The organism is Micromonospora sp. NPDC005215 (assembly GCF_040607915.1).
Classification (GTDB): Bacteria; Actinomycetota; Actinomycetes; order Mycobacteriales; family Micromonosporaceae; genus Micromonospora.
In genome coordinates, this window is sequence record NZ_JBEXHQ010000026.1 from 25,314 (window position 1) to 47,185 (window position 21,872).

The 21,872-nt window shown below is 71.1% G+C and carries 25 protein-coding genes; 11 read left to right on the top strand and 14 right to left on the bottom strand.

From position 1 onward, the window contains the following. Window positions 1-32: 32 nt before the first annotated feature. From era to ABZU25_RS20000, 7 genes are all read right to left on the bottom strand, one after another. A complete protein-coding gene (gene era / locus ABZU25_RS19970; protein ID WP_355030846.1) occupies window positions 33-938 on the bottom strand; it encodes a GTPase Era in 906 nt (301 codons plus the stop codon). Continuing rightward, on the bottom strand, window positions 935-1,321 hold the full coding sequence (locus ABZU25_RS19975) for a cytidine deaminase (RefSeq protein ID WP_355030847.1): 387 nt from the start codon (window positions 1,319-1,321) through the stop codon (window positions 935-937). Before ABZU25_RS19975 ends, era begins: the two co-directional genes overlap by 4 nt. Beyond that, window positions 1,314-2,738, bottom strand: a complete 1,425-nt coding sequence (locus ABZU25_RS19980; protein ID WP_355030918.1) for a hemolysin family protein — start codon at window positions 2,736-2,738, stop codon at window positions 1,314-1,316. Before ABZU25_RS19980 ends, ABZU25_RS19975 begins: the two co-directional genes overlap by 8 nt. Continuing rightward, window positions 2,714-3,187 carry an rRNA maturation RNase YbeY gene (gene ybeY / locus ABZU25_RS19985; RefSeq protein WP_355030848.1) on the bottom strand — a complete coding sequence of 158 codons (474 nt, stop codon included), beginning with the start codon at window positions 3,185-3,187 and terminating at the stop codon, window positions 2,714-2,716. Before ybeY ends, ABZU25_RS19980 begins: the two co-directional genes overlap by 25 nt. A 15-nt stretch (window positions 3,188-3,202) precedes the next feature. Beyond that, window positions 3,203-4,261 carry a PhoH family protein gene (locus tag ABZU25_RS19990; protein ID WP_355030849.1) on the bottom strand — a complete coding sequence of 353 codons (1,059 nt, stop codon included), beginning with the start codon at window positions 4,259-4,261 and terminating at the stop codon, window positions 3,203-3,205. A gap of 130 nt (window positions 4,262-4,391) precedes the next feature. Then, window positions 4,392-5,759, bottom strand: a complete 1,368-nt coding sequence (locus tag ABZU25_RS19995; RefSeq protein WP_355030919.1) for a serine hydrolase domain-containing protein — start codon at window positions 5,757-5,759, stop codon at window positions 4,392-4,394. Window positions 5,760-5,847: 88 nt separating this feature from the next. Next, on the bottom strand, window positions 5,848-6,207 hold the full coding sequence (locus ABZU25_RS20000; protein WP_355030850.1) for a histidine triad nucleotide-binding protein: 360 nt from the start codon (window positions 6,205-6,207) through the stop codon (window positions 5,848-5,850). A gap of 99 nt (window positions 6,208-6,306) precedes the next feature. On the opposite strand from ABZU25_RS20000, the gene ABZU25_RS20005 reads away from it, so the two are divergent. Together ABZU25_RS20005 and ppk2 are read left to right on the top strand one after the other, a co-directional pair. Then, the gene (locus ABZU25_RS20005; RefSeq protein WP_355030851.1) at window positions 6,307-7,068 is read left to right on the top strand and encodes an SDR family oxidoreductase; all 762 of its coding nucleotides are present in this window, start codon (window positions 6,307-6,309) and stop codon (window positions 7,066-7,068) included. A 73-nt stretch (window positions 7,069-7,141) separates the two neighbouring features. After that, on the top strand, window positions 7,142-8,053 hold the full coding sequence (gene ppk2, locus ABZU25_RS20010) for a polyphosphate kinase 2 (RefSeq protein WP_355030852.1): 912 nt from the start codon (window positions 7,142-7,144) through the stop codon (window positions 8,051-8,053). A gap of 264 nt (window positions 8,054-8,317) precedes the next feature. Here ppk2 and ABZU25_RS20015 read toward each other — a convergent pair whose 3' ends face one another. Both ABZU25_RS20015 and ABZU25_RS20020 read right to left on the bottom strand, forming a co-directional pair. Next, on the bottom strand, window positions 8,318-8,512 hold the full coding sequence (locus tag ABZU25_RS20015) for a DUF397 domain-containing protein (protein WP_355030853.1): 195 nt from the start codon (window positions 8,510-8,512) through the stop codon (window positions 8,318-8,320). Continuing rightward, window positions 8,500-9,246, bottom strand: a complete 747-nt coding sequence (locus ABZU25_RS20020; protein ID WP_355030854.1) for a DUF5753 domain-containing protein — start codon at window positions 9,244-9,246, stop codon at window positions 8,500-8,502. Before ABZU25_RS20020 ends, ABZU25_RS20015 begins: the two co-directional genes overlap by 13 nt. Window positions 9,247-9,604: 358 nt before the next feature. Here ABZU25_RS20020 and ABZU25_RS20025 point away from each other — a divergent pair, with 358 nt between their 5' ends. Further along, complete coding sequence (locus tag ABZU25_RS20025) at window positions 9,605-9,898, top strand: hypothetical protein (protein WP_355030855.1); 294 nt, start codon at window positions 9,605-9,607, stop codon at window positions 9,896-9,898. Then, window positions 9,898-10,143 carry a flavin reductase gene (locus ABZU25_RS20030; RefSeq protein ID WP_355030856.1) on the top strand — a complete coding sequence of 82 codons (246 nt, stop codon included), beginning with the start codon at window positions 9,898-9,900 and terminating at the stop codon, window positions 10,141-10,143. The genes ABZU25_RS20025 and ABZU25_RS20030 overlap by 1 nt, the downstream gene beginning before the upstream one ends. A 133-nt stretch (window positions 10,144-10,276) precedes the next feature. Here ABZU25_RS20030 and ABZU25_RS20035 read toward each other — a convergent pair whose 3' ends face one another. The 3 genes from ABZU25_RS20035 to hrcA all read right to left on the bottom strand — a co-directional run bounded on the left by ABZU25_RS20035 (window position 10,277) and on the right by hrcA (window position 13,256). Next, complete coding sequence (locus tag ABZU25_RS20035) at window positions 10,277-11,011, bottom strand: 16S rRNA (uracil(1498)-N(3))-methyltransferase (protein ID WP_355030857.1); 735 nt, start codon at window positions 11,009-11,011, stop codon at window positions 10,277-10,279. Window position 11,012: 1 nt separating this feature from the next. Continuing rightward, window positions 11,013-12,158, bottom strand: coding sequence for a molecular chaperone DnaJ (dnaJ, locus tag ABZU25_RS20040; RefSeq protein WP_192580165.1), 1,146 nt, complete (start codon window positions 12,156-12,158; stop codon window positions 11,013-11,015). 75 nt (window positions 12,159-12,233) lie between these two features. Next, window positions 12,234-13,256 carry a heat-inducible transcriptional repressor HrcA gene (hrcA, locus tag ABZU25_RS20045; protein ID WP_355030920.1) on the bottom strand — a complete coding sequence of 341 codons (1,023 nt, stop codon included), beginning with the start codon at window positions 13,254-13,256 and terminating at the stop codon, window positions 12,234-12,236. A 166-nt stretch (window positions 13,257-13,422) separates the two neighbouring features. Here hrcA and ABZU25_RS20050 point away from each other — a divergent pair, with 166 nt between their 5' ends. Beyond that, window positions 13,423-14,046: a DUF4870 domain-containing protein gene (locus ABZU25_RS20050; RefSeq protein ID WP_355030858.1), complete on the top strand. Its 624-nt coding sequence runs from the start codon at window positions 13,423-13,425 to the stop codon at window positions 14,044-14,046. A gap of 99 nt (window positions 14,047-14,145) precedes the next feature. On the opposite strand, the gene hemW is transcribed toward ABZU25_RS20050, so the two are convergent. Further along, entirely contained in the window at window positions 14,146-15,369 is a 1,224-nt protein-coding gene (gene hemW, locus ABZU25_RS20055) for a radical SAM family heme chaperone HemW (protein ID WP_355030921.1), read from the bottom strand. A 19-nt stretch (window positions 15,370-15,388) separates the two neighbouring features. Between hemW and ABZU25_RS20060 the strand changes: the two genes are divergently transcribed. The 3 genes from ABZU25_RS20060 (at window position 15,389) to ABZU25_RS20070 (ending at window position 18,375) form a co-directional block, all read left to right on the top strand. Continuing rightward, the gene (locus ABZU25_RS20060; RefSeq protein ID WP_355030859.1) at window positions 15,389-16,198 is read left to right on the top strand and encodes an enoyl-CoA hydratase-related protein; all 810 of its coding nucleotides are present in this window, start codon (window positions 15,389-15,391) and stop codon (window positions 16,196-16,198) included. A gap of 192 nt (window positions 16,199-16,390) precedes the next feature. Next, window positions 16,391-17,251, top strand: a complete 861-nt coding sequence (locus ABZU25_RS20065; RefSeq protein WP_355030860.1) for a hypothetical protein — start codon at window positions 16,391-16,393, stop codon at window positions 17,249-17,251. Window positions 17,252-17,472: 221 nt separating this feature from the next. Then, window positions 17,473-18,375 carry a phytanoyl-CoA dioxygenase family protein gene (locus ABZU25_RS20070; protein ID WP_091409805.1) on the top strand — a complete coding sequence of 301 codons (903 nt, stop codon included), beginning with the start codon at window positions 17,473-17,475 and terminating at the stop codon, window positions 18,373-18,375. 375 nt (window positions 18,376-18,750) lie between these two features. On the opposite strand, the gene ABZU25_RS20075 is transcribed toward ABZU25_RS20070, so the two are convergent. Next, window positions 18,751-19,392, bottom strand: coding sequence for an MOSC domain-containing protein (locus tag ABZU25_RS20075; protein WP_355030861.1), 642 nt, complete (start codon window positions 19,390-19,392; stop codon window positions 18,751-18,753). Between the two features lie 72 nt (window positions 19,393-19,464). Between ABZU25_RS20075 and ABZU25_RS20080 the strand changes: the two genes are divergently transcribed. The 3 genes from ABZU25_RS20080 to ABZU25_RS20090 are packed head-to-tail and all read left to right on the top strand — an operon-like array spanning window position 19,465 to window position 21,851. Continuing rightward, complete coding sequence (locus tag ABZU25_RS20080; protein WP_355030862.1) at window positions 19,465-20,262, top strand: ATP-binding cassette domain-containing protein; 798 nt, start codon at window positions 19,465-19,467, stop codon at window positions 20,260-20,262. Continuing rightward, on the top strand, window positions 20,259-21,020 hold the full coding sequence (locus tag ABZU25_RS20085) for an ABC transporter permease (RefSeq protein ID WP_355030863.1): 762 nt from the start codon (window positions 20,259-20,261) through the stop codon (window positions 21,018-21,020). The genes ABZU25_RS20080 and ABZU25_RS20085 overlap by 4 nt, the downstream gene beginning before the upstream one ends. 45 nt (window positions 21,021-21,065) lie before the next feature. After that, window positions 21,066-21,851 carry a MerR family transcriptional regulator gene (locus ABZU25_RS20090; protein WP_355030864.1) on the top strand — a complete coding sequence of 262 codons (786 nt, stop codon included), beginning with the start codon at window positions 21,066-21,068 and terminating at the stop codon, window positions 21,849-21,851. Window positions 21,852-21,872 lie beyond the last annotated feature (21 nt).

Consider the following 21,872-nt stretch of genomic DNA (forward strand, 5'->3'; position numbering starts at 1 on the left):
CGCCGGTCGGGCCGGCCCGCTGCCGAGGACGCTCAGAAACCCAACTTGCGCAACTGCTTCGGGTCGCGCTGCCAGTCCTTCGCGACCCGCACGTGCAGGTCGAGATAGACCCGGCCGCCCAGCAACTCCTCGATCTGCCGGCGGGCGTTGGTGCCGACCTCCTTGAGCCGGCTCGCCTTGTGACCGAGCACGATCGCCTTCTGGCTGGGCCGTTCCACGTACAGGTCGGCGTAGATCTTCATGACCTGACCCTCGGGGATCATCTCCTCCACCACCACGGCGATGGAGTGCGGCAGCTCGTCCCGAACCCCCTCCAGGGCGGCCTCCCGGATCAGCTCCGCGACGAGCACCTGCTCGGGATCGTCGGTCAGCATGTCGTCCGGGTAGAGCTGCGGCGACGGCGGAAGATACTTGGTCATCACGTCGACGAGTGTGTCCACCTGGTGCCCGGCGACCGCGCTCACCGGCACGATCTCGGCGAACTCCCCCATCTGGCTCACCGCGAGCAACTGCTCCGCCAGGCGGCGCTTGTCGACCAGGTCGGTCTTGGTGACCACCGCCAGCACTGTCGCCTTCAGCTCGGCCAGCTCACCGGTGATGAACCGGTCACCGCGCCCCACCGGCTCGTCGGCCGGGATGCACAGGCCGATCACGTCGACCTCCGTCCAGGTGGACCGGACCAGGTCGTTGAGGCGCTCGCCGAGCAGCGTACGGGGGCGGTGCAGGCCCGGGGTGTCGACAAGGACCAGCTGCGATTCCGGGCGGTGGAGCACGGCCCGGATGATGTGCCGGGTGGTCTGCGGCTTGTTCGAGGTGATCGCGATCTTGGTGCCGACGATGGCGTTGGTCAGCGTCGACTTGCCGGCGTTGGGCCGGCCCACGAAGCAGCCGAACCCGGCCCGGTACGGCCGCGTCTCCGGGTCCCGCACGGGGCTCACTGGGTCACCGTGCCGAGGACCGTGCCGTCCGGGGCGGCCACGTGGATCGGCGCGTCCACAGCGAGGTCACGCACCGCCGCATGCCCGGCGCCGTCCAGGGTCGACGCCTCGGTCACCACCACCGCGGCCTCCAGCCGGCTCGCCCCGGCCGCCACGGCCGACGCGACAGCCAACTGCAACGCGGTGAGAGTCAGCGAGGGCAGCGCGACACTGGCCGCCGCGTACGTCCGGCCGTCCTGATCCCGGACCGCGGCACCCTCCACGGCGGCGACCCGGCCACGGGCTCCCCGGGCCAGGACGACCAGCTTGGCGTCCTCGGCGCTCAGGGGTGCCGGCGCGGTGGGGGCGGACCGAGGGGCGGGCGCGGCGGGTGTGTCAGGCATCGGCGGATTGCCTCTCGTCGTCTCGATAGTTGTCCGTGTCGTCCCCGGAGCCGGCGTGCTCGCCACGCCCCGCGGTGTCCTGCTCATGGCCCGACTCCACCCGGTTGACCAGGACGGTGTCGATCCGGTTGCGCCGGCCGGTGGTGCCCTCGGCGAGCAGCCGAAGCCCGGCGACCTCGACCTCCGCGCCGGGGATCGGCACTCGCCCCAGCGACTGGGCCAGCAGGCCACCGACCGTCTCCACCTCGTCCGCGGGTAGGTCGGTGTCGAACATCTCGCCCAGGGTCTCCACCGGCAGGCGAGCGGTCACCCGCACCGAGGAGTCCGTCAGACGTTCGACGGGTGGGCGTTCGACATCGTACTCGTCGGTGATTTCACCGACGATCTCCTCCAGGATGTCCTCGATGGTGACCAGCCCGCCGGTGCCGCCGTACTCGTCGACCACGATGACCAGGTGGTTGCGGGCCGCCTGCATCTCCGAGAGCAGGTCGTCGACCGGCTTGGACTCCGGCACGAAGGTCGCCGGGCGCATCAGCTCGGCCACCGGCAACTGCTCGGCCGCCGGGTCGCCACCGCGGGAGCGCCGGATCAGATCCTTGAGGTAGAGCACACCGAGCACGTCGTCGACGCTCTCGCCGATCACCGGGATGCGGGAGAAACCGGAACGCAGGAAGAGCACCAACGCCTGTGCGAGCGTCTTGCCCTCCTCGATCCACACCATCTCCGTACGCGGCACCATCACCTCACGGGCGATGGTGTCACCGAGCGCGAAGACCGAGTGGATCATCTGACGTTCGCCGTGCTCGACCACGCCGCGCTGCTCGGCCAGGTCGACCAACTCACGCAACTCGACCTGGCTGGCGAACGGCCCCTCCCGGAAGCCGCGCCCCGGCGTTACCGCGTTGCCGATCAGGATCAGCAACGAGGCGAGCGGGTTGAGCGCCCGGCCCAGCCAACGGACCAGCGGCGCCACCGCCCGGCCCACGGCGTACGCGTGCTGCCGGCCGATGGTGCGCGGGGCCACGCCGACCACCACGAAGCTGACCACTGTCATCGCGCCGGCGGTCACCAGTGCGGCCCGCCAGCCGGCGCCGAAGCTGTCCACCGCGACCAGCGCCACCAGGGTGGTGGCGGTCAGCTCGGCGAGCAGTCGCAACAGCAGGAGCAGGTTGAGGTGCCGGACGACGTCGCCGGCCACGGCCTGGAGGGTACGGGCGCCCCGCACACCGTCGCGGGCCAGCTCGGCGGCCCGCGCCGGCGAGATCGCGGCGAGCGCCGCCTCGGTCATCGCGATCAGGCCGGCCAGCACCACCAGGCCGGCCGCGAAAACGATCAGCTGCAGGTCGGGAAGGCCGGCGGTGGCACCGGCCGCCAGTAACGGAGGAGTGGACATCACTGGATGCGGGTCGACCGCCAGCTGGACAGCAGGCGGGCCTGGAGGGCGAACATCTCCCGCTCCTCCTCCGGCTCGGCGTGGTCGTAGCCGAGCAGGTGCAGCACCCCGTGCACGGTGAGCAGGTGCAGCTCGTCGGCGGGGGCGTGCCCGGCGGTCGCCGCCTGCTTGGCCGCGACCTCGGGGCAGAGCACGATGTCGCCGAGCAGGGCGGGCTCACCGCCGGCCGGCGCGGACTCCCCCGGGCCATGGTCGACGCTGCCCTCGTCCATGGGGAAGGCGAGCACGTCGGTCGGGCCGTCGCCACCCATCCAGCGGTGGTTCAGCTCGGTCATGTAGTCGATGTCGACAAGCAGCACTGACAACTCGGCGAGGGGGTTGACCCCCATCTCGTCGAGGGCGTGCCGGGCGACGGCGAGCACGGCATCGGTGTCAACCTCGACACCGGACTCGTTGGCGATCTCGATGGACAACTGCTTTCCTCTGCTTTAGCGGCGGCGGCCGGCCCGGCCGCCCTGGGCGGGTCGCCCGGGCACGGCGTGGACGCCCTGCGCCTGCTGGTTCTCCCGCTCGGCGTCCCAGCGGGCGTACGCGTCGACGATCTCCCCCACCAGCCGGTGGCGGACCACGTCGGAGCTGGACAACTGGGAGAAGTGCACGTCGTCGACGTTATCCAGGATCTCCCGGACGACCCGCAGGCCGCTGCTCGTCCCGCCGGGAAGGTCCACCTGGGTGATGTCACCGGTCACGACGATCTTGGAGTTGAAGCCGAGCCGGGTCAGGAACATCTTCATCTGCTCGGGCGTCGTGTTCTGGGCCTCGTCCAGGATGATGAACGCGTCGGAGAGCGTCCTGCCCCGCATGTATGCCAGCGGGGCGACCTCGATCGTCCCCTGGGCCATCAGCTTCGGGATCGTCTCCGGGTCGAGCATCTCGTGCAGCGCGTCGTAGAGCGGGCGCAGGTACGGGTCGATCTTCTCGTTGAGCGTGCCGGGCAGGAAGCCCAGTCGCTCACCCGCCTCCACCGCCGGCCGGGTCAGGATGATCCGGTTGACCTGCTTGGCCTGCAACGCCTGGACGGCCTTCGCCATCGCCAGGTAGGTCTTGCCGGTGCCGGCCGGGCCGATGCCGAAGACGATGGTGTGGGTGTCGATCGCGTCGACGTAACGCTTCTGCCCGAGCGTCTTGGGGCGGATGGTGCGCCCGCGACGGGAGAGGATGTTGAGCGTCAGAACCTCGGCGGGCCGCTCGGCGCTGCCCTGCTCGAGCATGCCGACGGTACGCCGGACGGCGTCAGTGGTCAGGGTCTCGCCTTTCTCGATGAGTTCGAGCAGCTCGCTGAAGACCCGCTCGGCGAGGGCGTTGTCCGCGGGGTCACCGGTAATGGTGATCTCGTTGCCACGGACGTGCACGTCACTGCTGACCGAGCGTTCGACGAGCCGGAGTATCTCGTCGCCTGCGCCGAGCAGATTGACCATGATCTTCGAGTCGGGCACGGTGATCCTGGTCTGCACCCGGGGCGGGCCGGGAGGTGGGGTGCCGGTCATAGCTTGGGCCGAAGGGCCCTGCGCACCTGCTCTCGATCTCGGTGCCGGCCCTGCTGGCACGGCATGCGGACGTTACAACCATCGTATCTGTTCAACGCGGGCCGCATCGCGCCCATTTCCGCTGGCCGGATCAACTCCCGGTCCGGAAGTCGTACCGGTCGAAGGTCTCCTGGTGGCGGGTGAAACGGTACGTCGCCCAGTGCATCCGGACCACCGCGCCGGCCCCGTCCCGGGTCAGCCGCAGCAGCTCACCGGCCTCCCGACCGGAGACCGTGCGGAACACGTCCGGCTGGTCCGGCAGTGCGGTGAAGATCGCCGGTGGACGTCCGGCTGGGTCGCCGGCCCCGCAGGCCCGCAGAGCGCCGTCGTGCCAGGAGAAGACGTACTCGAAGCCCTCGCCCCACCAGCGGCCGAGCACTCCCCGCAGGGCCGCCGGAGCTGGCGACCCGGGCCGCCACGGCTCGATCTCGGCTGGGTCGTGCTCGACCGCCGCCGCGAGCAGCCGGTGCGGCAGGTCGAGCACCTCGGTCGCCGTTCCGGAGGAGCCGAGCACGGCGGCACCCATCGCGCCGGCCGTGCCGTCGCCTCCCCGCCGGCCGTAGACGGCGGCGAGGAAACCGGGCATCGCCCCGTCGTGCCCCACGTGCACCACCCGTTCCCCCTGCGGGATGAGGATCAGGCCGAGCCCGAAGCCCGCGCCCCAGAGGGTCTCGTCGGTGGTGGTCAGCGGCCAGCGCATCTCGTCCAGCGTGGTGGGGGCGAGGACCGCGCCGGCCGGGTCCAGTGCGGCCGGGTCGGCGAGGAACGCGGCCCAGCGGGCCATGTCGGTCGCGGTGCTCCAGAGCTGGGCGGCCGGGCCGACCGCGCCGAAGTCGGTGGGCGGCTCCGGGTGTGCCTCGTCGGAGTACGCGTCGACCAGGAACCCGGTGGCCGCCGTCGGTAGCGGGGCCACGCTGGTGTCGGTCAGCCCCAGCGGTGTCAGGATCCGATCGGTGAGCGACTGCGCCCAACCCGCACCGCGCAGCCGGGCGACAAGTTGACCGAGTACGGCCAGGCCGAGATTGGAGTAGTGGAACCGCCGGGCCGTCGGCAGCACCCGCTCGGCCCGGTCCAGCTCGGCCACCAACTGGTCGGCGTCCGGCGCACGCAGGCTGTCCCAGACGTCACCGAACGGCTCGCGTTGCAGGCCAGCGGTGTGCGACAACAACCGGCGGACGGTCAGCTCGCCGTGCGCGGGGAGGTCCAGGTGCCGGCCCACCGGGTCGTCCAGGTCCAGCAGCCCGTCGTCGCGGCACTGCAGGACCAGCACCGCGGTGAAGGTCTTGGTGACCGAGCCGATCCGGAACTGGGTGCCCGACCCCAACGGGCTGTCGGTGCCGGTCGCGCCGACGGTGCAGCTCCAGAGCGGTCGGTCGGCCCGGTGCAGCGCCGCCGACACCGCCGGCACCCGAGCGTCGGCCTGCACCCTGCGGACCAGCCGGCCCAGGCGCTCGTCCATCCCGGCGTCGGACCCCGAACCCGCGTTCACGCCACCACTCCACGTCGCCGCGCACCGGCCGCCACGCTGAGCCCGCTGGTCCGCTCGCTCACGCCAGGTTCCGGGTGAGCATCGGGCCGAGCGGCGCGCCACCGAGCAGGTGGGCGTGCGCGTGGAACACTTCCTGCCCGCCGTACACGCCGGTGTTGAACATCAACCGGAAACCGTCGCCGAGCAGGCCCTCGTCCTCGGCCACCGCGGCGGACGTCGCCAGCACGTCGGCGGCCAGCGCCGGGTCACCCTGGGCGAGCGCGGCGACGTCGGCGTAGTGCTCCTTCGGAATGACCAGGACGTGCACCGGCGCCTTCGGGTCGATGTCACGAAAGGCGAGCGTGGTGTCGGTCTCCCGGACCACGGTGGCCGGGATCTCCCCGGCGACGATGCGGCAGAACAGGCAGTCGGATCCCATCGGGGCAGTGTAAGGACTAACGGGCCGGGGGCGCTCCGGCGCAGCATGCGCCGCCGGCCTGTGCGCAGGGAAGGTGACGGCTGGGGCAGGATGGCCGCCATGACGGATCGAGCGGTACTCGTGACCGGAGCCTCGCGCGGAATCGGCCGGGCGGTGGCGACGGCGTTCGCGCTCGGCGGCGACCGAGTGGCGATCCACCACCGGGACTCCGCCGACGCGGCCGAGGAGTTGCGCGCCCAGCTACCCGGAACGGGGCATGTGGTGGTCCGGGCCGACCTCACCGATCCGGACGCGGTCCGGGCCATGGTCGACCGGGCCGCCGAACTGCTCGGTGGGCTGGACGTGCTTGTCAACAACGCCGGGACGTACGGCGACCGCAACGATCCGCACCCGATCTTCGGCGCCTCCTACGAGCAGTGGCAGCAGCGCTGGCGGCAGGTGCTGGACACCAATCTGACCGGGGCCGGCAACGCCACCTGGTGTGCCGCCCAGCACATGCGGGAGCGCGGCGGTCGGATCATCAACGTCTCGTCGCGGGGCGCGTTCCGGGGCGAGCCGCACCAGCCGGCGTACGGAGCCAGCAAGGCGGGGCTGAACGCGCTGGGCCAGTCCCTCGCCGTGGCGCTCGCGCCGTACGGCATCGCGGTCGCCACTGTCGCGCCGGGCTTCGTGGCGACCGACATGGTCACCGAGTACCTGCGCGGTGAGGAGGGCGCGGCGATCCGGGCGCAGAGCCCGTTCGACCGGGTGGGTCAGCCGGAGGAGATCGCCGCCGCCGTGCACTGGCTCGCCTCGCCGCAGGCCCAGTGGGCCTCCGGCACGATCATGGACCTCAACGGCGCCTCCTACCTGCGTAGCTGACGGGGGAACAGCCGCACACATCACTTGGCCAGGGGGGTGGCTGACGGCACGAAGGCGGGTAAGTCTCACCGACATGGCCGACACCGCGCTGCTGGACCTCACCGCCGACTACCAGGTGGCCGATGGCCACGACGACGACCCTGTCCTGCTGCGCCCGGACGGCACCCCCGTGCAGACCTGGCGGGAGGACTACCCGTACGACGAGCGGATGGACCGCGACGAGTACGACCGCGACAAGCGACTGCTCCAGATCGAGCTGCTCAAGCTCCAGGACTGGATCAAGGAGTCCGGTGAGCGCCTGGTGATCCTCTTCGAGGGTCGGGACGCGGCCGGTAAGGGCGGCACCATCAAGCGGTTCATGGAGCACCTCAACCCGCGCGGCGCGTCCGTGGTGGCGCTGGCCAAGCCGGACGAGCGGGAAGCTGGCCAGTGGTACTTCCAGCGATGGCTGGCACACCTGCCGACGGCCGGCGAGACGGTGCTGTTCGATCGGTCGTGGTACAACCGGGCCGGCGTCGAGCGGGTGATGGGCTTCTGTTCCCGCAAGGAGTATCTGGAGTTCCTGCGGCAGGCCCCGGAGCTGGAGCGGATGCTGGTGCGTTCGGGCATCCGGTTGGTCAAGTTCTGGTTTTCGGTGTCGCGCAACGAGCAGCGGACCCGGTTCGCGATCCGCCAGGTGGACCCGGTCCGGCAGTGGAAGCTGTCCCCGATGGACATCGCCTCACTCGACCGGTGGGACGAGTACACCGAGGCCAAGGAGGCGATGTTCTTCTGGACCGACACGGCCGACGCGCCGTGGACGGTCGTGAAGAGCAACGACAAGAAGCGGGCCCGCATCGAGGCGATGCGGCACGTGCTGCACCGCTTCGACTACGCCGGCAAGGACCACGAGGTGGTCGGCGCCCCGGACCCACAAATCATCGGACCGGCAGGGCTGGATCTGGGGCCGGAGGAGGAGGTGGTGCCGGTGTTTCCAAGGCCCTGACCGTGCCGGTGGCCGGCGGATCACCAGCGGCCGAGGCGGATGACGAGAACGCTGAGGGCGGCCACCCCGGCGGTGGAGGTGCGCAGCACGGAGTGCCCGAGGCTTACGGCCCGCGGCCGCCGGCCGAGCGAACGTACAGTCGCTTCTCCGTGTGCTGGGTGCGCACTCAGGCCACCCTGGCTCTGCGTCGAACAGCGCACGCCTGCCCCAAGCGGCGCGCCCGCTCCCACCAGGGGACGGGCGCTGGCCTGCGTCTGGCGGCGGTTACGACCGCTCGGCCACCTGGCCGACGAACGCGACCCACGCGGCCGGAGGGAAGGCCAGCGTCGAACCCGATGGGTCCTTCGAGTCGCGCACCGCGACGACGCCCCGAAGGTTGTCGGCAACCTCGACGCAGTCGCCGCCGTTGGAGCTACTACGGGTGCTCTTGCGCCACAGGGCGCCGGTCAGATCAGCCATGACCTTGCCTCTAGGTAGTCGATGGTTTGGCGGCGTGGGAGGGCCACCGAGCGCAGCGTATCCCAGGTGGCCCAAAGGGCGGCGGTGTCGTTGGTCAGCCGTCCCGCAGCCTGGTCGTCGAGGTACGCGACATCGCCGTCTTCGGTTGTGGCGATGACGAACGGCCCTGCCTGTCCGGCGTGAAGACCCGCGTCCAACGGCAGAACGTGTAGAAGCACGTTCGGCCGCTGAGCCATCTTCAACAGGTGGTCTAGCTGCGGATTCATGATCTCGGGGTCGCCCCGACGAAGAGCGAATTCATCAATCACCGCGACGAAGAGCGGGGGCTTGCGTCGGTCGAGCACCGCCGTTTGCCTGCGTAGCCGGGTCTGGACGTAGTCCGCGACCTCGTCCGGGTCGAGCACCCCACTGGAAAGCACCGCCGAGGCGTAATCGGGGGTTTGCAACAAGCCGGGAATGACCGCCACCTGAAAGGCGCGTAGGGCGGACGCCTGAAGCTCGGTCTCCACCCACGGGCGTAGCCATGCCGGTTCCCTCCGCTTCAAGACGTCCGGCCAAATGTCCTCAGCCTCACGGCCGAGCGCAGCAGCTGCGGCTGCACGGTGGCGCGGGTGTGGGATTCGGCCAGGGTTGACCCAGCGCGCCACCGTCTTCGGGTCTACGCCCACCTGCTCGGCAAGACTCTCGACGGTCTCACCTGTGTCGGCCAACGCCGCTCGCAGCGCCTGGTTCATACCCACCTCCGAGCGAACGTCTTCAACGTCTATAGAACGTATAGCTACGTGGTGTAGCCGTCCAGCTTCAATGGGCAAGGTGCTCTGTAGACGGCGCGACCGGTAGGGGATCCCGAGACCCGGCGGACGCGTTCGTACTGGGGCCGCCCCTGGCGGGCAAGCACTCACGGGGGCGGCCTCTTCCCATAGTGACGATCAGGGGGAGCACCGTGCCGGACACGTCACCCGAACCGAAGCCCGACCCGCAGACCCAACCGGCGACGCCACCGCCGGTCCCGTGGCCGCCGGGGACCGTCGTTCCGACCTGGCCGCTCAGCCGCAGCAACCGCGCCCCTGATCGCCGCTGGGCGGCGGTCGCATGACGGGACCCCTCCGGAAGGTCAAGACGGGTGACGTCTTGCGCCTGACCCGCACCGCGAGCGTGCAGTTCATGCGCCCGATCCTCGTCCGCGTGATCCGGCCGTTGGACTGGCCGACCTACGACGGGTGGCTGTGGATTGACGCGTACGAGTTGGGGGCGCGCGGGGACGCCGTCGCGCGTCGTTCCCTGTTCGTCATGACCGCCGGCCTGGTCTGGCAGGACCCGCCGCCCCAGCCCGCCCGGACGACCGCCCGCCGTCCGGTCGCCCGCAAACCGCTGCGGGTCGGCTGATGCGCGGCGAGCCCGAGCACAAGCCGTTACGCCCGTCGTGGCGTTGCCCTAACTGCGGCATTCTCTGGCCCTGCTCGGCCGCGAAGCTGCGCCTCCTCGGCGAGTTCCGCGAGGATCGACCGGGCCTGCTGGTGCACATGGCGAAGGTTCAGGAGGAGGCGACGGCCGACCTAACGAAGCTCAACCCGGGCGTCACGCTGCCGGACCTGACGCCACGTTTCGTTGGCTGGGCTGAACGCCGGTAGCCCTCTCAACCGTCCGCCCCGGCGTCCGGCAGCGCTGCAACAACGCACCCATGCGCGAGGGCCGGAGGAGAAACAGGTGCCAGTATTCCCTCCCCCCTCGCCCCTGGCCGAACCGGCGAACGGACCGGTCAGGTCACCAGCGGTTGAGGCGGGTGGCGAGCACGCTGAGCGCCGCCACTCCGGCGGTCGAGGTGCGCAGCACGGCCGGGCCGAGCCGGACGACTCGCCCGCCCGCCTCCCGGAAGGCCGTCAGCTCGGCCGGGGCGATGCCACCCTCCGGGCCGACGACCAGGACGATCTCACCGGCGGACGGCAGCTCGGCGGTGGTGAGCCGCTCCTCGGCCTCCTCGTGCAGCACGAACCCGGCGGCAGCGCCGGCGATCCGGCGGGCGACGGTGGCGGTGGACTCGTCCGGCGCGCCGGCCACCACTGGCAACCACGGCCGGCGGGCCTGCTTGGCGGCCTCCCGAGCGGTGGCCACCCACTTTTCCCGGGCCCGTACGCCCCGGTCGCCACGCCACTGGGTGACCGAGCGGGACGCCGCCCAGGGCACGATCTCGTCCACCCCGACCTCGGTCATCGCCTGCACGGCCAGCTCACCGCGGTCGCCCTTGGCAATGCCCTGCACAGTCACCAGCCGGGGGACCGGCGCGTCCGCGTACCCCCGGGAGGTGATGGTGACCTCCAGGCTGCCCCGGCCGACGGCGGTGACCACGGCGGCGGCCGTGCCGCCCCGACCGTCGGCGAGCAGCAGCTCCTCACCGACCCGCAGCCGTTGCACGGTGGCGGCGTGGTGCCCCTCCGGGCCGTCCAGGGTCAACGCGTCACCGGTGGGCAGCGCCTCGACCAGGAACAGCGGCGCGGACACCTCAGGCGTGCCCGTTGAACGCGTCGCGCATCCGAGAGAAGAAGCCGCCCTGCTTGGATAACTCGGCGACCTCCTCGCCGCGGGTCTTGGCGAAGTCGCGCAGCATCTTTTCCTGGTCCGGGTCGAGTTTGGTCGGGGTCCGCACGTCCAGGTGCACGTAGAGGTCGCCTCGGCCGGTGCCGCGCAGGTGCGGCACGCCCCGGGCGCGCAGTCGCAGCGTGCTGGCCGGCTGGGTGCCGGCCTTGACGTCGACCGTCTCCTCGCTGTCCAGGGTCTTGATGGTCAGGCGGGTGCCGAGCGCCGCGGCGGTCATCGGCACTGTGACGCGGCAGTGCAGGTCGTCGCCCTTGCGGGAGTAGACGTCGTGTGGCCGCTCGTGGATCTCCACGTAGAGGTCGCCGGCGGTGCCGCCACCAGGGCCCACCTCGCCCTGCTGGGCCAGCCGAATCCGCATGCCGTCCTCGACGCCGGCCGGGATCTTGACGGTCAGCGAACGGCGGGTGCGCACCCGGCCGTCGCCGGCGCAGGTGGGGCAGGGGTGCGGGATGGTGGTGCCGTAGCCCTGGCACACGGTGCACGGCCGGGCGGAGACCACCTGGCCGAGGAAGGTGCGCTGCACCGACTGCACCTCACCACGGCCGCCGCACGCCTCACAGGTCGCCAGGTGGGTGCCGGCGGCCGTGCCGGCGCCGGAGCAGGTGGTGCAGAGCACGGCGGTGTCGACGGTGATCGGGGCCTCGACGCCGAACGCCGTCTCGTGCAGGTCCAGTTCGAGTCGCAGGATCGCGTCGGCACCCGGGCGGGTCCGTGGACGGGGGCCGCGCGCCCCACCGGCCGCGCCACCGAAGAACGCGTCCATGATGTCCTGGAAACCGACGAACGGGCCGGCACCACCGGGGCCACCCGGGCCGCCGGCGCCACCGCCGCCGGGGGCGAGCGGGTCGCCACCCAGGTCGACGATCTGCCGCTTCCGGTCGTCCGAGAGGACCTCGTACGCGGCGTTGATGTCCTTGAACTTCTCCTGAGCCTCCGGGTCCGGATTGACGTCCGGGTGGAACTGGCGCGCCAGCTTGCGGTAGGCGCGCTTGATCTCGTCATCGGAGGCTTCCCGGCTCACACCGAGGATGCCGTAGTAGTCCCTGGCCACTGCGTTCCGTGTCCTCATGTTCGTCTCGCGTTGCGCCGATCCGGCGGCAAACAGCCGGCCGTCGGCCCTGACTGGTCAGTTCTGGGCCAGCAACTCGCCCACGTAGCGTGCCACGGCGCGCACCGTGGCGATGGTGCCGGGGTAGTCCATCCGGGTGGGTCCCAGCACTCCCAGGCCGCCGACGATCGTGGCGCCTGGGCCGTACCCGGTGCTGACCACCGAGGCGGCCCGCAGGTTGTCGAACTCGTTCTCGTCGCCGATCAGCACCCGGGTCGTGCTCGGCTCGGTCTCGCCGATGAGCTTGAGGAGCACGACCTCCTCTTCCAGAGCCTCCAGGATCGGACGCAGCGAACCCTGGAAGTCGAGCAGGCCGCCCCGGGTGAGGTTCGCGGTGCCGGCCAGCGCGATGCGTTCCTCGTGCCGCTCGACAAGCGTCTCCAGGAGCACAGTGGCGAGCGTGGTCATCGCCGGACGCAGCTCGGACGGCACCTCCTCGACCAGCGCCTGCACCAACGGCGGCGTCTCGGACAGCCGCGCGCCGGCGAGCTTCTCGTTTACCAGCCGGCGCAGGTCGAAGACGTCGTCCGCCGGCACCGGACCGGGCAGCTCCACCAGCCGCTGCTCGACCCGCCCGGTGTCAGCGATCATGACGAGCATCAGCCGGGTGGTGGAGATCGGCACCAACTCCAGGTGCCGAACCGAGGAGCGGGCCAGGCTCGGGTACTGCACGACGGCCACCTGCCGGGTCAGCTGGGCGAGCAGCCGCACCGTGCGGTGCACCACGTCGTCGAGGTCGACAGCGCCGACCAGGAAGCGCTCGATGGCCCGACGTTCGGCCGGGCTGAGCGGCTTGACCCGGGACAACCGGTCGACGAAGAGCCGGTAGCCGCGGTCGGTGGGCACCCGGCCGGCACTGGTGTGCGGCTGCCGGATGTAGCCCTCCTCCTCCAGCACGGCCATGTCGTTGCGGACCGTGGCCGGGGAGACCCCGAGCTGGTGCCGCTCGACGAGCGCCCTGCTGCCGACCGGCTCCTGGGTGGAGACGTAGTCCTCGACGATCGCGCGGAGCACGGCGAGCTTCCGGTCGTCGAGACCCATCATCCGCACCTCCTGTCGCACGTCGGCCGCCGGTGCCGTGGGCCCGGCCGAGCCGTCCTGGCACTCGACTGTAACGAGTGCCAGTCTACGTCGGCGTACCCGCCGGCGCGATGATCAACGACCGCCCACTGGTGCGGCGTTGCCACCGACCCCTACCGTGACACCCATGACTGAACCTCCTCGCCCTCCGGGCGCGGGTGACCCCGGCAACTACCCGCCGGAGCCGACCTCTCCCAGCTCGTACCCGTCGGCCGAGCCACCCACCGCACCACTGTCCGGGGCGCCTGGCCCGGGCGGCTATCCCCCGCCCGGTGGCTATCCGCCGCCCACCGGTGACCAACCGCCGTCAGGCGGCTACCCCCCGGCGGGGGGCTATCCGCCGCCCGGTGGCTATCCCGCTGGCGGGTATCCGACCGGCGGCGCCTACGGTGGCCCCGGCGGCGGCTACGCCAACAACGAGGACAAGACCTGGGCGCTTGTCGCCCACTTCGGCGGAGCCCTCGGCGCGCTGATCAGCTTCGGCCCGCTGGGCTTCGTCGCCCCGCTCATCGCCTACCTGGCCCGCGGCAACCAGTCGCCGACCGTCCGGGCGCACGCCCTGGCCGCCCTGAACTTCCAGATCCTCTGGTCGATCATCGCGTTCGTGCTGCTCTTCGTGAGCTGGTGCCTGCTCTTCCTACCCAGCATCGCGGTCGTGGTGATCCAGATCCTGTTTGGGATCATCGCGGGCATGAAGGCCAACGAGGGCAGGCCCTACCGCTACCCGATGTCGGCCAACTTCATCAAGTGACAGCGGGTCGGCCGCTCCCCCGGCCGGCCCCTGCACCACTGTCCTGCTCAGGGCAACAGGTCGCGTGTCCCGCTCAGGGCAGCAGGTCGCGTGTCCCGCTCAGGGCAGCAGGTCGCGCACGACAGCGTCGGCGAGCAGCCGCCCGCGCAGGGTGAGCACCGCCCGGCCGGCCGCGTACTCGTCGGCGGCCAGCAGGCCGCCGGCCAGTGCCCGCTCGGCGCCCGCCCGTCCGGTGGCGTCGAGCACCGCGAGCGGCAGGCCGCTGGCCAGCCGCAACCGGAGCATCACGTCCTCCATGTGCGCCTCGTCGACAGTGAGCACCTCCCGGGCCAGGCCGGGAGACGCGCCCGCCGCCAACCGCTGGGCGTACGCCGAGGGGTGTTTGACGTTCCACCAGCGCACCCCGCCGACGTGGCTGTGCGCCCCCGGCCCCAGCCCCCACCAGTCCGCACCGGTCCAGTAGAGCAGGTTGTGCCGGCACCGGGCGTCCTCGGTGCGGGCCCAGTTGGAGACCTCGTACCAGGAGAGCCCGGCCGCGTCGAGGGCGGCCTCCGCGGCCAGGTAGCGGTCCGCGGCCACGTCGTCACTGGGGTACGCCAGTTCGCCGCGCCGCATCCGCGCGGCGAGCCGGGTGCCGTCCTCCACGATCAGGGCGTACGCGCTGACGTGGTCCACCCCGGCGGCCACGACCTGCTCCAGCGAGGCGGCGAAGTCTTCGGGCCGCTCCCCCGGTGTCCCGTAGATCAGGTCCAGGTTGACGTGCTCGAATCCGGCGTCGCGTGCCTCCGAGGCGGCGGCGGTGGCCCGGCCGGCGCTGTGTTTGCGGTCCAGGATCGCCAGCACCCCCGGCGAGGCGGACTGCATGCCCAGCGAGATCCGGGTGTAGCCGGCGGCCCGCAGCAGCTTCAACGATTCCGGGGTGACCGACTCCGGGTTGGCCTCGGTGGTCACCTCGGCGTCGGCGGCCAGCCCCCAGGTGCTGTCGATGCCGTCGAGGATGCGGGCCAGGTCGTCGGCGGGGAGCAGGGTGGGTGTGCCGCCGCCGACGAAGACGGTGTCGACCCGGGGCGGCGGGCTGTCGCCGAGCACCCGCGCGGCGAGCGCCAGTTCGGCCAGGACGGTGTCGGCGTACCCCTCGCGGCTGGCGCCTCCGCCCAGCTCGGCCGACGTGTACGTGTTGAAGTCGCAGTAGCCGCAGCGGCTGGCGCAGAACGGCACGTGCACGTACACGCCGAAGCCGCGCGCGCCGACCGCGGTGGTGGCGGTGGCGGGCAGCGATCCGTCGACGGGGACGGTCTCACCATCTGGAAGGACGCCGGGCATGGCCACTAGTGTGCCCGGCATGACCACTCCCGACGTCCTCGTGCGGGTCGCCACGGCCCGTGGGGTGACCACCCTCACCCTGGACAGCCCGCCCAACCGCAACGCGCTCTCCACCGGCCTCATGACCCAGTTGCTGGCCGGGCTGGCCGACGCGGTCGCCGACGAGACGGTCCGGGCGATCGTGCTCGACCACACCGGCCCGGTCTTCTGCTCGGGCGCGGACCTGAAGGAGACGGCCGCGGCGTACGCCAGCGGCGCGGTGCCCGCCGGGATGCTGGGTGACGTGCTCGCGGCGCTCTGGGAGTGCCCGAAGCCGGTGCTGGCCCGGGTGGGCGGGCCGGCGCGGGCCGGCGGGCTGGGTTTGATCGCCGCCGCTGACCTGGCGGTCTGCGCCGACGAGGCGACGTTCGCGTTCACCGAGGTGCGGATCGGGGTGATCCCGGCGGTGATCTCGGCGACCGTGCTGCCCCGGCTGCACCCGCGCGCCGCCGCCGAGCTGTACCTGACCGGGGACACCTTCGACGGCCGGCGGGCCGCCGAGATCGGCCTGGTCACGGCCAGTGTGCCGGCGGCCGGGCTGGACGACGCGGTGCGGCGGTACTGCGACTCGCTGGTGCGCGGTGCGCCGGGCGCTCTGGCCGGGGCGAAGGAGTTGCTGCGCCGGCCGGGCACCGCCGAGCTGCGTGCCGAGCTGGCTCGGTTGTCCGCCCTCTCGACCGGCTACTTCCTCTCCGACGAGGGACGCGAGGGGGTCATGGCCTTCCGGGACAAACGACTAGCTCGATGGGTGGCCGCTCTGGACGGTGGTTCCGCTGATCATGCCGGGTAGGCATTGAGCAGGGGTGCGCGGGAGAGCCATCCGGGCAGGTGAGACCGCGCCCGCAGCGGGAATGCCTCGATCGGAACGCGTCGGCGGAGCCGACCCGAACCGGGACGGAGCCGTCGAGCCGGCCTCGAACCCGCTCGGACGACCCGTTGGGCGCGACGGAGACGTACGCTTGGCAGACTTGTCGATCTGGGGGTGTGGGTGCGAACTCGGGCAGCCGTTGCGGGTGGAGTGGTCCTCATCCTCGTCGCCGTGATCGCGATCTGGCTCGTCGTACGGCAGGTCGGGGGCGGTCTACAGCTGCCGCTGACGGCACGCAAGTGCACAGTGCAGGCCGACGGCCGGGTCGCCCTGGACGCCGACCAGATGGCCAACGCGGCGACCATCGCGGCGATCGGCGCCCAGCGCGGCATGTCCGAGCGGGCCGTGGTGGTCGCGCTGGCCACGGCGTACCAGGAGTCCGGGCTGCGCAACCTCGCCGACGGCGACCGCGACTCGGTCGGCCTGTTCCAGCAGCGGCCGAGTCAGGGCTGGGGCACCTCGGCGCAGATCCGCGACCCGCGCTACGCGGCCAACCGGTTCTACGCGGCGCTCAAGAAGGTCCGCGGCTGGGAGAAGATGCGCGTCACCGACGCCGCCCAGCGGGTGCAGCGCTCGGCCTTCCCGGAGGCCTACCAGAAGTGGGCCGACGACTCCGAGGTGCTCAGCCGGGCACTGATGGGCGACGCCACCGGGGCGGTCGCCTGCACGGTGGGGCGTACCCCGGTGATGCACGGGGCGGCGGCGGCCGCGCAGCTCACCCGCAACCTCGTGCTGGACTGGGGGTTGAAGGGGCTCGACCCGAACGACCCGACCGGGCTGACGGTGACTCCGGGTGACCAGCGCGACGGCTGGCGGTACGCGCACTGGCTGGTCTCGCACGCCCAGGACCACGGGGTGAAGCGGGTCCGCTTCGGCGACCTGGAGTGGACCGCCCGGGGCGGCACCTGGGGTCGAGTGGACGGCCAGCAGAACTCCGCCGGCCAGGTGGTGGCCGAGGTGTTCAACGAGGGCTGACCGGGCCGGATCTCTTAACCGGCAGTCACCGCACAATCGGACAAAAAACCGCAAACGCCCCTATTGATCACGGTCGACTCACTCTCCGCAGTTCCCCCACTGCACGGGGTCCCCCTGCGGCCCACCAGCCCCAGACGCCCTCCCCGAGGCCAGTGCCATCGCGTTACGATCGGCGGCCTGTGCCAGAAAAGGCTTCACCTCATGGGGAGGGGTACGACGCGGTGTTCGATTACGGCGACCGGACCGGTTACGAACCGATCAGCGACACTGACCGCAAGGAGTTTCACGAGCAGGGCTTTCTCCTGCTGCGCAACGTCCTGACGGAGGACCACCGGGCGGCGCTGGAGGCGGCGGTCGACCGCGTCTACGCGGAGGAGCAGGCCAAGGGCACCACCAAGAAGGACGGCACCCTGCACCTGCTGGGCTTCCTGGAGCGCGACGAACTCTTCGGCGAGCTGCTCACCCACCCGATCGCCTTCCCGTACATGTGGGGGCTGGCCGGCTGGAACATCTACACCCACCACAACCACCTGGACGTCACCCCGCCGGCCGCCGAGCCGGAGAAGCCGTACTGGGGTTGGCACCAGGACGGGTACCGGCAGAACTCCGACCCGGAGACGATGGACCCGAACCTGCCCCGGCCGATGTTCTCACTGAAGGTCGCGTACGTGCTGTCGGACCTCTCCGAGACCGGCCGCGGCGCCACCAAGGTCATCCCGGGCAGCCACCTGAAGAACTCGCTGCCCCGGCCGGCGGACCTCACAGTGCAGAACCCCGACCCGGAGGGCACTGTGGAGATCACCGCCAACCCGGGCGACGCCTTCATCTTCGACCGCCGGCAGTGGCACTCGCGCTCGACGAACCTGTCGACCATCACCCGCAAGATGCTCTTCGTCGGCTACACCTACCGCTGGATCCGTCCGCTGGACGAGCTGCACCCCGACGTGAACGGCGAGTGGTACCGCAACCGCACCCCCGTGCAGCGCCAGCTCATCGGTGAGGGCACCCACACCGCCAACTACTGGGGCATTAACTGGGACGGGTACGTCGACGACGAGATCCCGCTGCGCAAGGAGCTCAAGGAGCGCGGCCTGCTCGACCGCAACATCCCCTGGCTCCGCTGATCTCCTGCTCGTAGAACGGCCCTCTGCCACCACTGAACGACGGCAGAGGGCCGTTCCGTGTCCGCGGGGACTCGATCACCCGGGCCGAGTCCGTTCCCGACCACCGGAGACCGCACTGTCGGTAGCGTGGCGGGTGCGCGGGTCGGGGCGCGGCGCCCCCGCCCCAGAGCGCGGGGTGGCACAGGAGGCAGTCGCAGTGACGTCCGCTCCGCTTCCCCGGATCCTCCGCCGCCGGGGCGAGCCGGCCCCCCGCCGCACGCCCCCGGTAGGGACAATACGGGCAACCGTCCGCCGTCGGTCCCGTCCTCGGGTTCTTGTCGGCCGCCAGCCACCCCTACCCGGACAGGAAGGCCGCGTGTCGTCGCGGCACCGCGTTCAGCCGCGGGAGGCGAGGCGTCGGCGGGCCTTCTCCCGGATCGTTTCCGGCAGGCCCTCCGCTTCGAGCACTCGGTGCAGCAGCTCCGGCTCCAGACTGGTCGCCCGGAACACCTCGCCGATGGTCACCCCGTGCGCGGGCCGCTCCACCACCTCGACCGGGTCACCCGGGCCGACCTCACCCTCCCGCAGCACCCGCAGGTAGGCGCCGGGCAACGCCCGCGCGGTGAAGCGCTTGATCAGATCCGGTACGCCCCAGAACCCGGCGAAGGTGGCGCAGGGTGTCCGCGGCTTGGTGACCTGGAGCACTGCGGAACCGACCTGCCACTGCTCGCCGATCACCGCGCCGGTCACGTCGACCGCGTACGTGGACAGGTTCTCGCCGAAGCCACCAGCCCGTACGGGCCGGCCCAGCTCGGTCGCCCACCAGGCGGCGTCCTCCTCCGCGTAGGCGTAGACCGCCTGGTCAGGACCGCCGTGATGGGCTCGCTCGCCGATGAAGTCGCCAACCACCCCGTCGGCGCGGATCAGCACCGGGCCGTCCACCGGCCGCTTGTCGATGCCGCTACGACCGCTCGCGTCGCCGGCCCACCGCGCCTCGGTCACGATGCCGAGGTTCACCGCTGCCACCCTGCCCGTCATGACCGTCAGCCTAGGTGAATTCGCAGTGCGGGCTTGACCTTGACGCTGCGTCAACCCTCCATGCTGGCTGCCATGAGCATTCCGCCAACAACCGATCAGGTCGAGCCGGCCGTGATACACGTGCAGGGCCTGGAGAAGTCGTTCAAGCAACTGAAGGTGCTGCGCGGTGTGGACATCGACGTGGCGCGCGGCACCATCTTCGCCCTGCTCGGCTCCAACGGGGCGGGCAAGACCACGGTGGTGAAGATCCTGTCCACGCTGCTCAAGGCCGACGCGGGGACCGCCCGGGTCAACGGCTTCGACGTCGCGGCACAGGCTGCCCACGTACGCGAGTCGATCAGTCTCACCGGGCAGTTCGCGGCGGTCGACGAGGTCCTCACCGGGCGGGAGAACCTCGTCCTGGTCGCCCGGCTCAGGCACCACAGAGCGCCGGGCACGATCGCGGATGAGCTGCTGAGGCGCTTCTCGCTGACCGAGGCGGGCACCCGGAGGGTGGCGACGTACTCCGGTGGCATGCGCCGGCGGCTGGACATCGCGATGAGTCTCATCGGGAACCCACCGGTGATCTTCCTCGACGAGCCGACAACCGGGCTGGACCCGGAGGCGCGCCTCGAGGTGTGGCAGGCCGTCAAGGAACTTGCCAAGGGCGGTACGACCGTACTGCTCACCACTCAGTACCTCGACGAGGCCGAGCACCTGGCCGACCGGATCGCGATCCTGCACGAGGGCCGGATCATCGTGAACGGCACCCTCGACGAACTCAAGCAACTCCTCCCACCCGCGAAGATCGAGTACGTCGAGAAGCAGCCGAGCCTTGAGGACGTCTTCCTCACCCTCGTCGGCGCCCGCACGAGCAAGGAAGAACGATGAACAAGCATTTCGTCGGCGACACCGCCGTTCTCCTGGGACGCTCGCTGCGCCACATCGCCCGCAGCCCGGACACCATCATCACCACCGCGATCATGCCGATCGCCTTCATGCTGCTGTTCGTCTACGTCTTCGGCGGCGCGATCGAGGCCGGGTCCGACTCCTACGTCAACTACCTGCTGCCCGGCATCCTGATCATCACGATCGCCTCAGGCATCTCCTACACCGCCTTCCGGCTCTTCCTGGACCTGAAGGGCGGCATCTTCGAACGGTTCCAGTCCATGCCGATCGCCCGCTCCGCCGTGCTGTGGGCGCACGTCCTGACCTCGCTGGTCGCCAACCTGATCTCGCTCGTCGTCGTCATCGGCGTCGCCCTGATCATGGGCTTCCGTTCGGGGGCTGGCGTGTCGGGGTGGCTCGCGGTCGCCGGCATCCTGGTCCTGTTCACCCTGGCGCTGACCTGGATCGCCGTGATCCCCGGCCTCACCGCGAAGACCTTGGACGGCGCGAGCGCGTTCTCCTACCCGCTCATCTTCCTGCCGTTCGTCAGCTCGGCCTTCGTGCCCACCGAGTCCATGCCCGGCCCGGTACGCGCCTTCGCCGAGCACCAGCCGGTGACCTCCATCGTCAACGCGATCCGGGACCTGTTCACCCAACAGCCGGTCGGCTCCGACATCTGGATCGCCCTCGCCTGGTGCGCCGGCATCCTCGTCCTCGCCTACCTGTTCGCCAACGTCACCTACCGTCGCAAGATCTCCTGAGCCGGTGTCGACCAGAGCTGGGCGAACTGCGGGCAGGATCAGGGCATGCTGACGATCGGTCAACTCGCGGCGTACGCCGGCGTCACGGTGCGGGCGGTGCGGCACTATCACCAGATCGGACTCCTGCCCGAGCCGGAGCGAGACGCTTCGGGTTACCGGCGCTACGGCGCAACGGCAGTCGTGTCCCTCATCAAGATCCGCACCCTCGCCGACGCCAGCGTGCCACTGTCGCAGATCAGTCGGATGCTCGAAGCCGACGCCTCAGCCTTCGCCGAAGCGATCCGGACCATCGACAGGCACCTGCGCGACGAGATCCAACGGCTGGAGACCAGCCGCAGACACATCGCGCAGCTCACCGCCGGGGACAGCCTGACGCTCCCACCCGAGGTCGCCGCCTACCTCGACCGGCTCCGGGGCATCGGGGCGTCCCAGCGGATGGTGGAGGCCGAACGGGACGGGTGGATCCTGGTCGCGGCGCGCTGGCCCGACCGCGTCGTCGAGTGGATGCCCGGCAAGATCGCCCATCTCGATGATCCGCAGGTCGTCCGGCTCTATCGGGTGCTCTCGGAGATCTTCGACGGTGACGAGGAGGACGACCCGCGGCTGGCGGAGGCCGCCGACATCATGGCCTGCCTGGCGGAGCAGGCGTACGCCGCCGGCGACGAGGTCCTGCGCGGCGAGGAGGTCGACGACGACCTCCCGCACGACCTGATCGACGCGCTTGCCGTCGAGTCCGACCCTCGGGTACGGCGGCTGCGGGAGCTGATGCGCGAGCGCGGCTGGTCCGGTTGGAACCGGATGGAGCGGCTGCCGAAGCCGCCCCCCGACTGACCGCCGGGCGTCGTTTCCGAC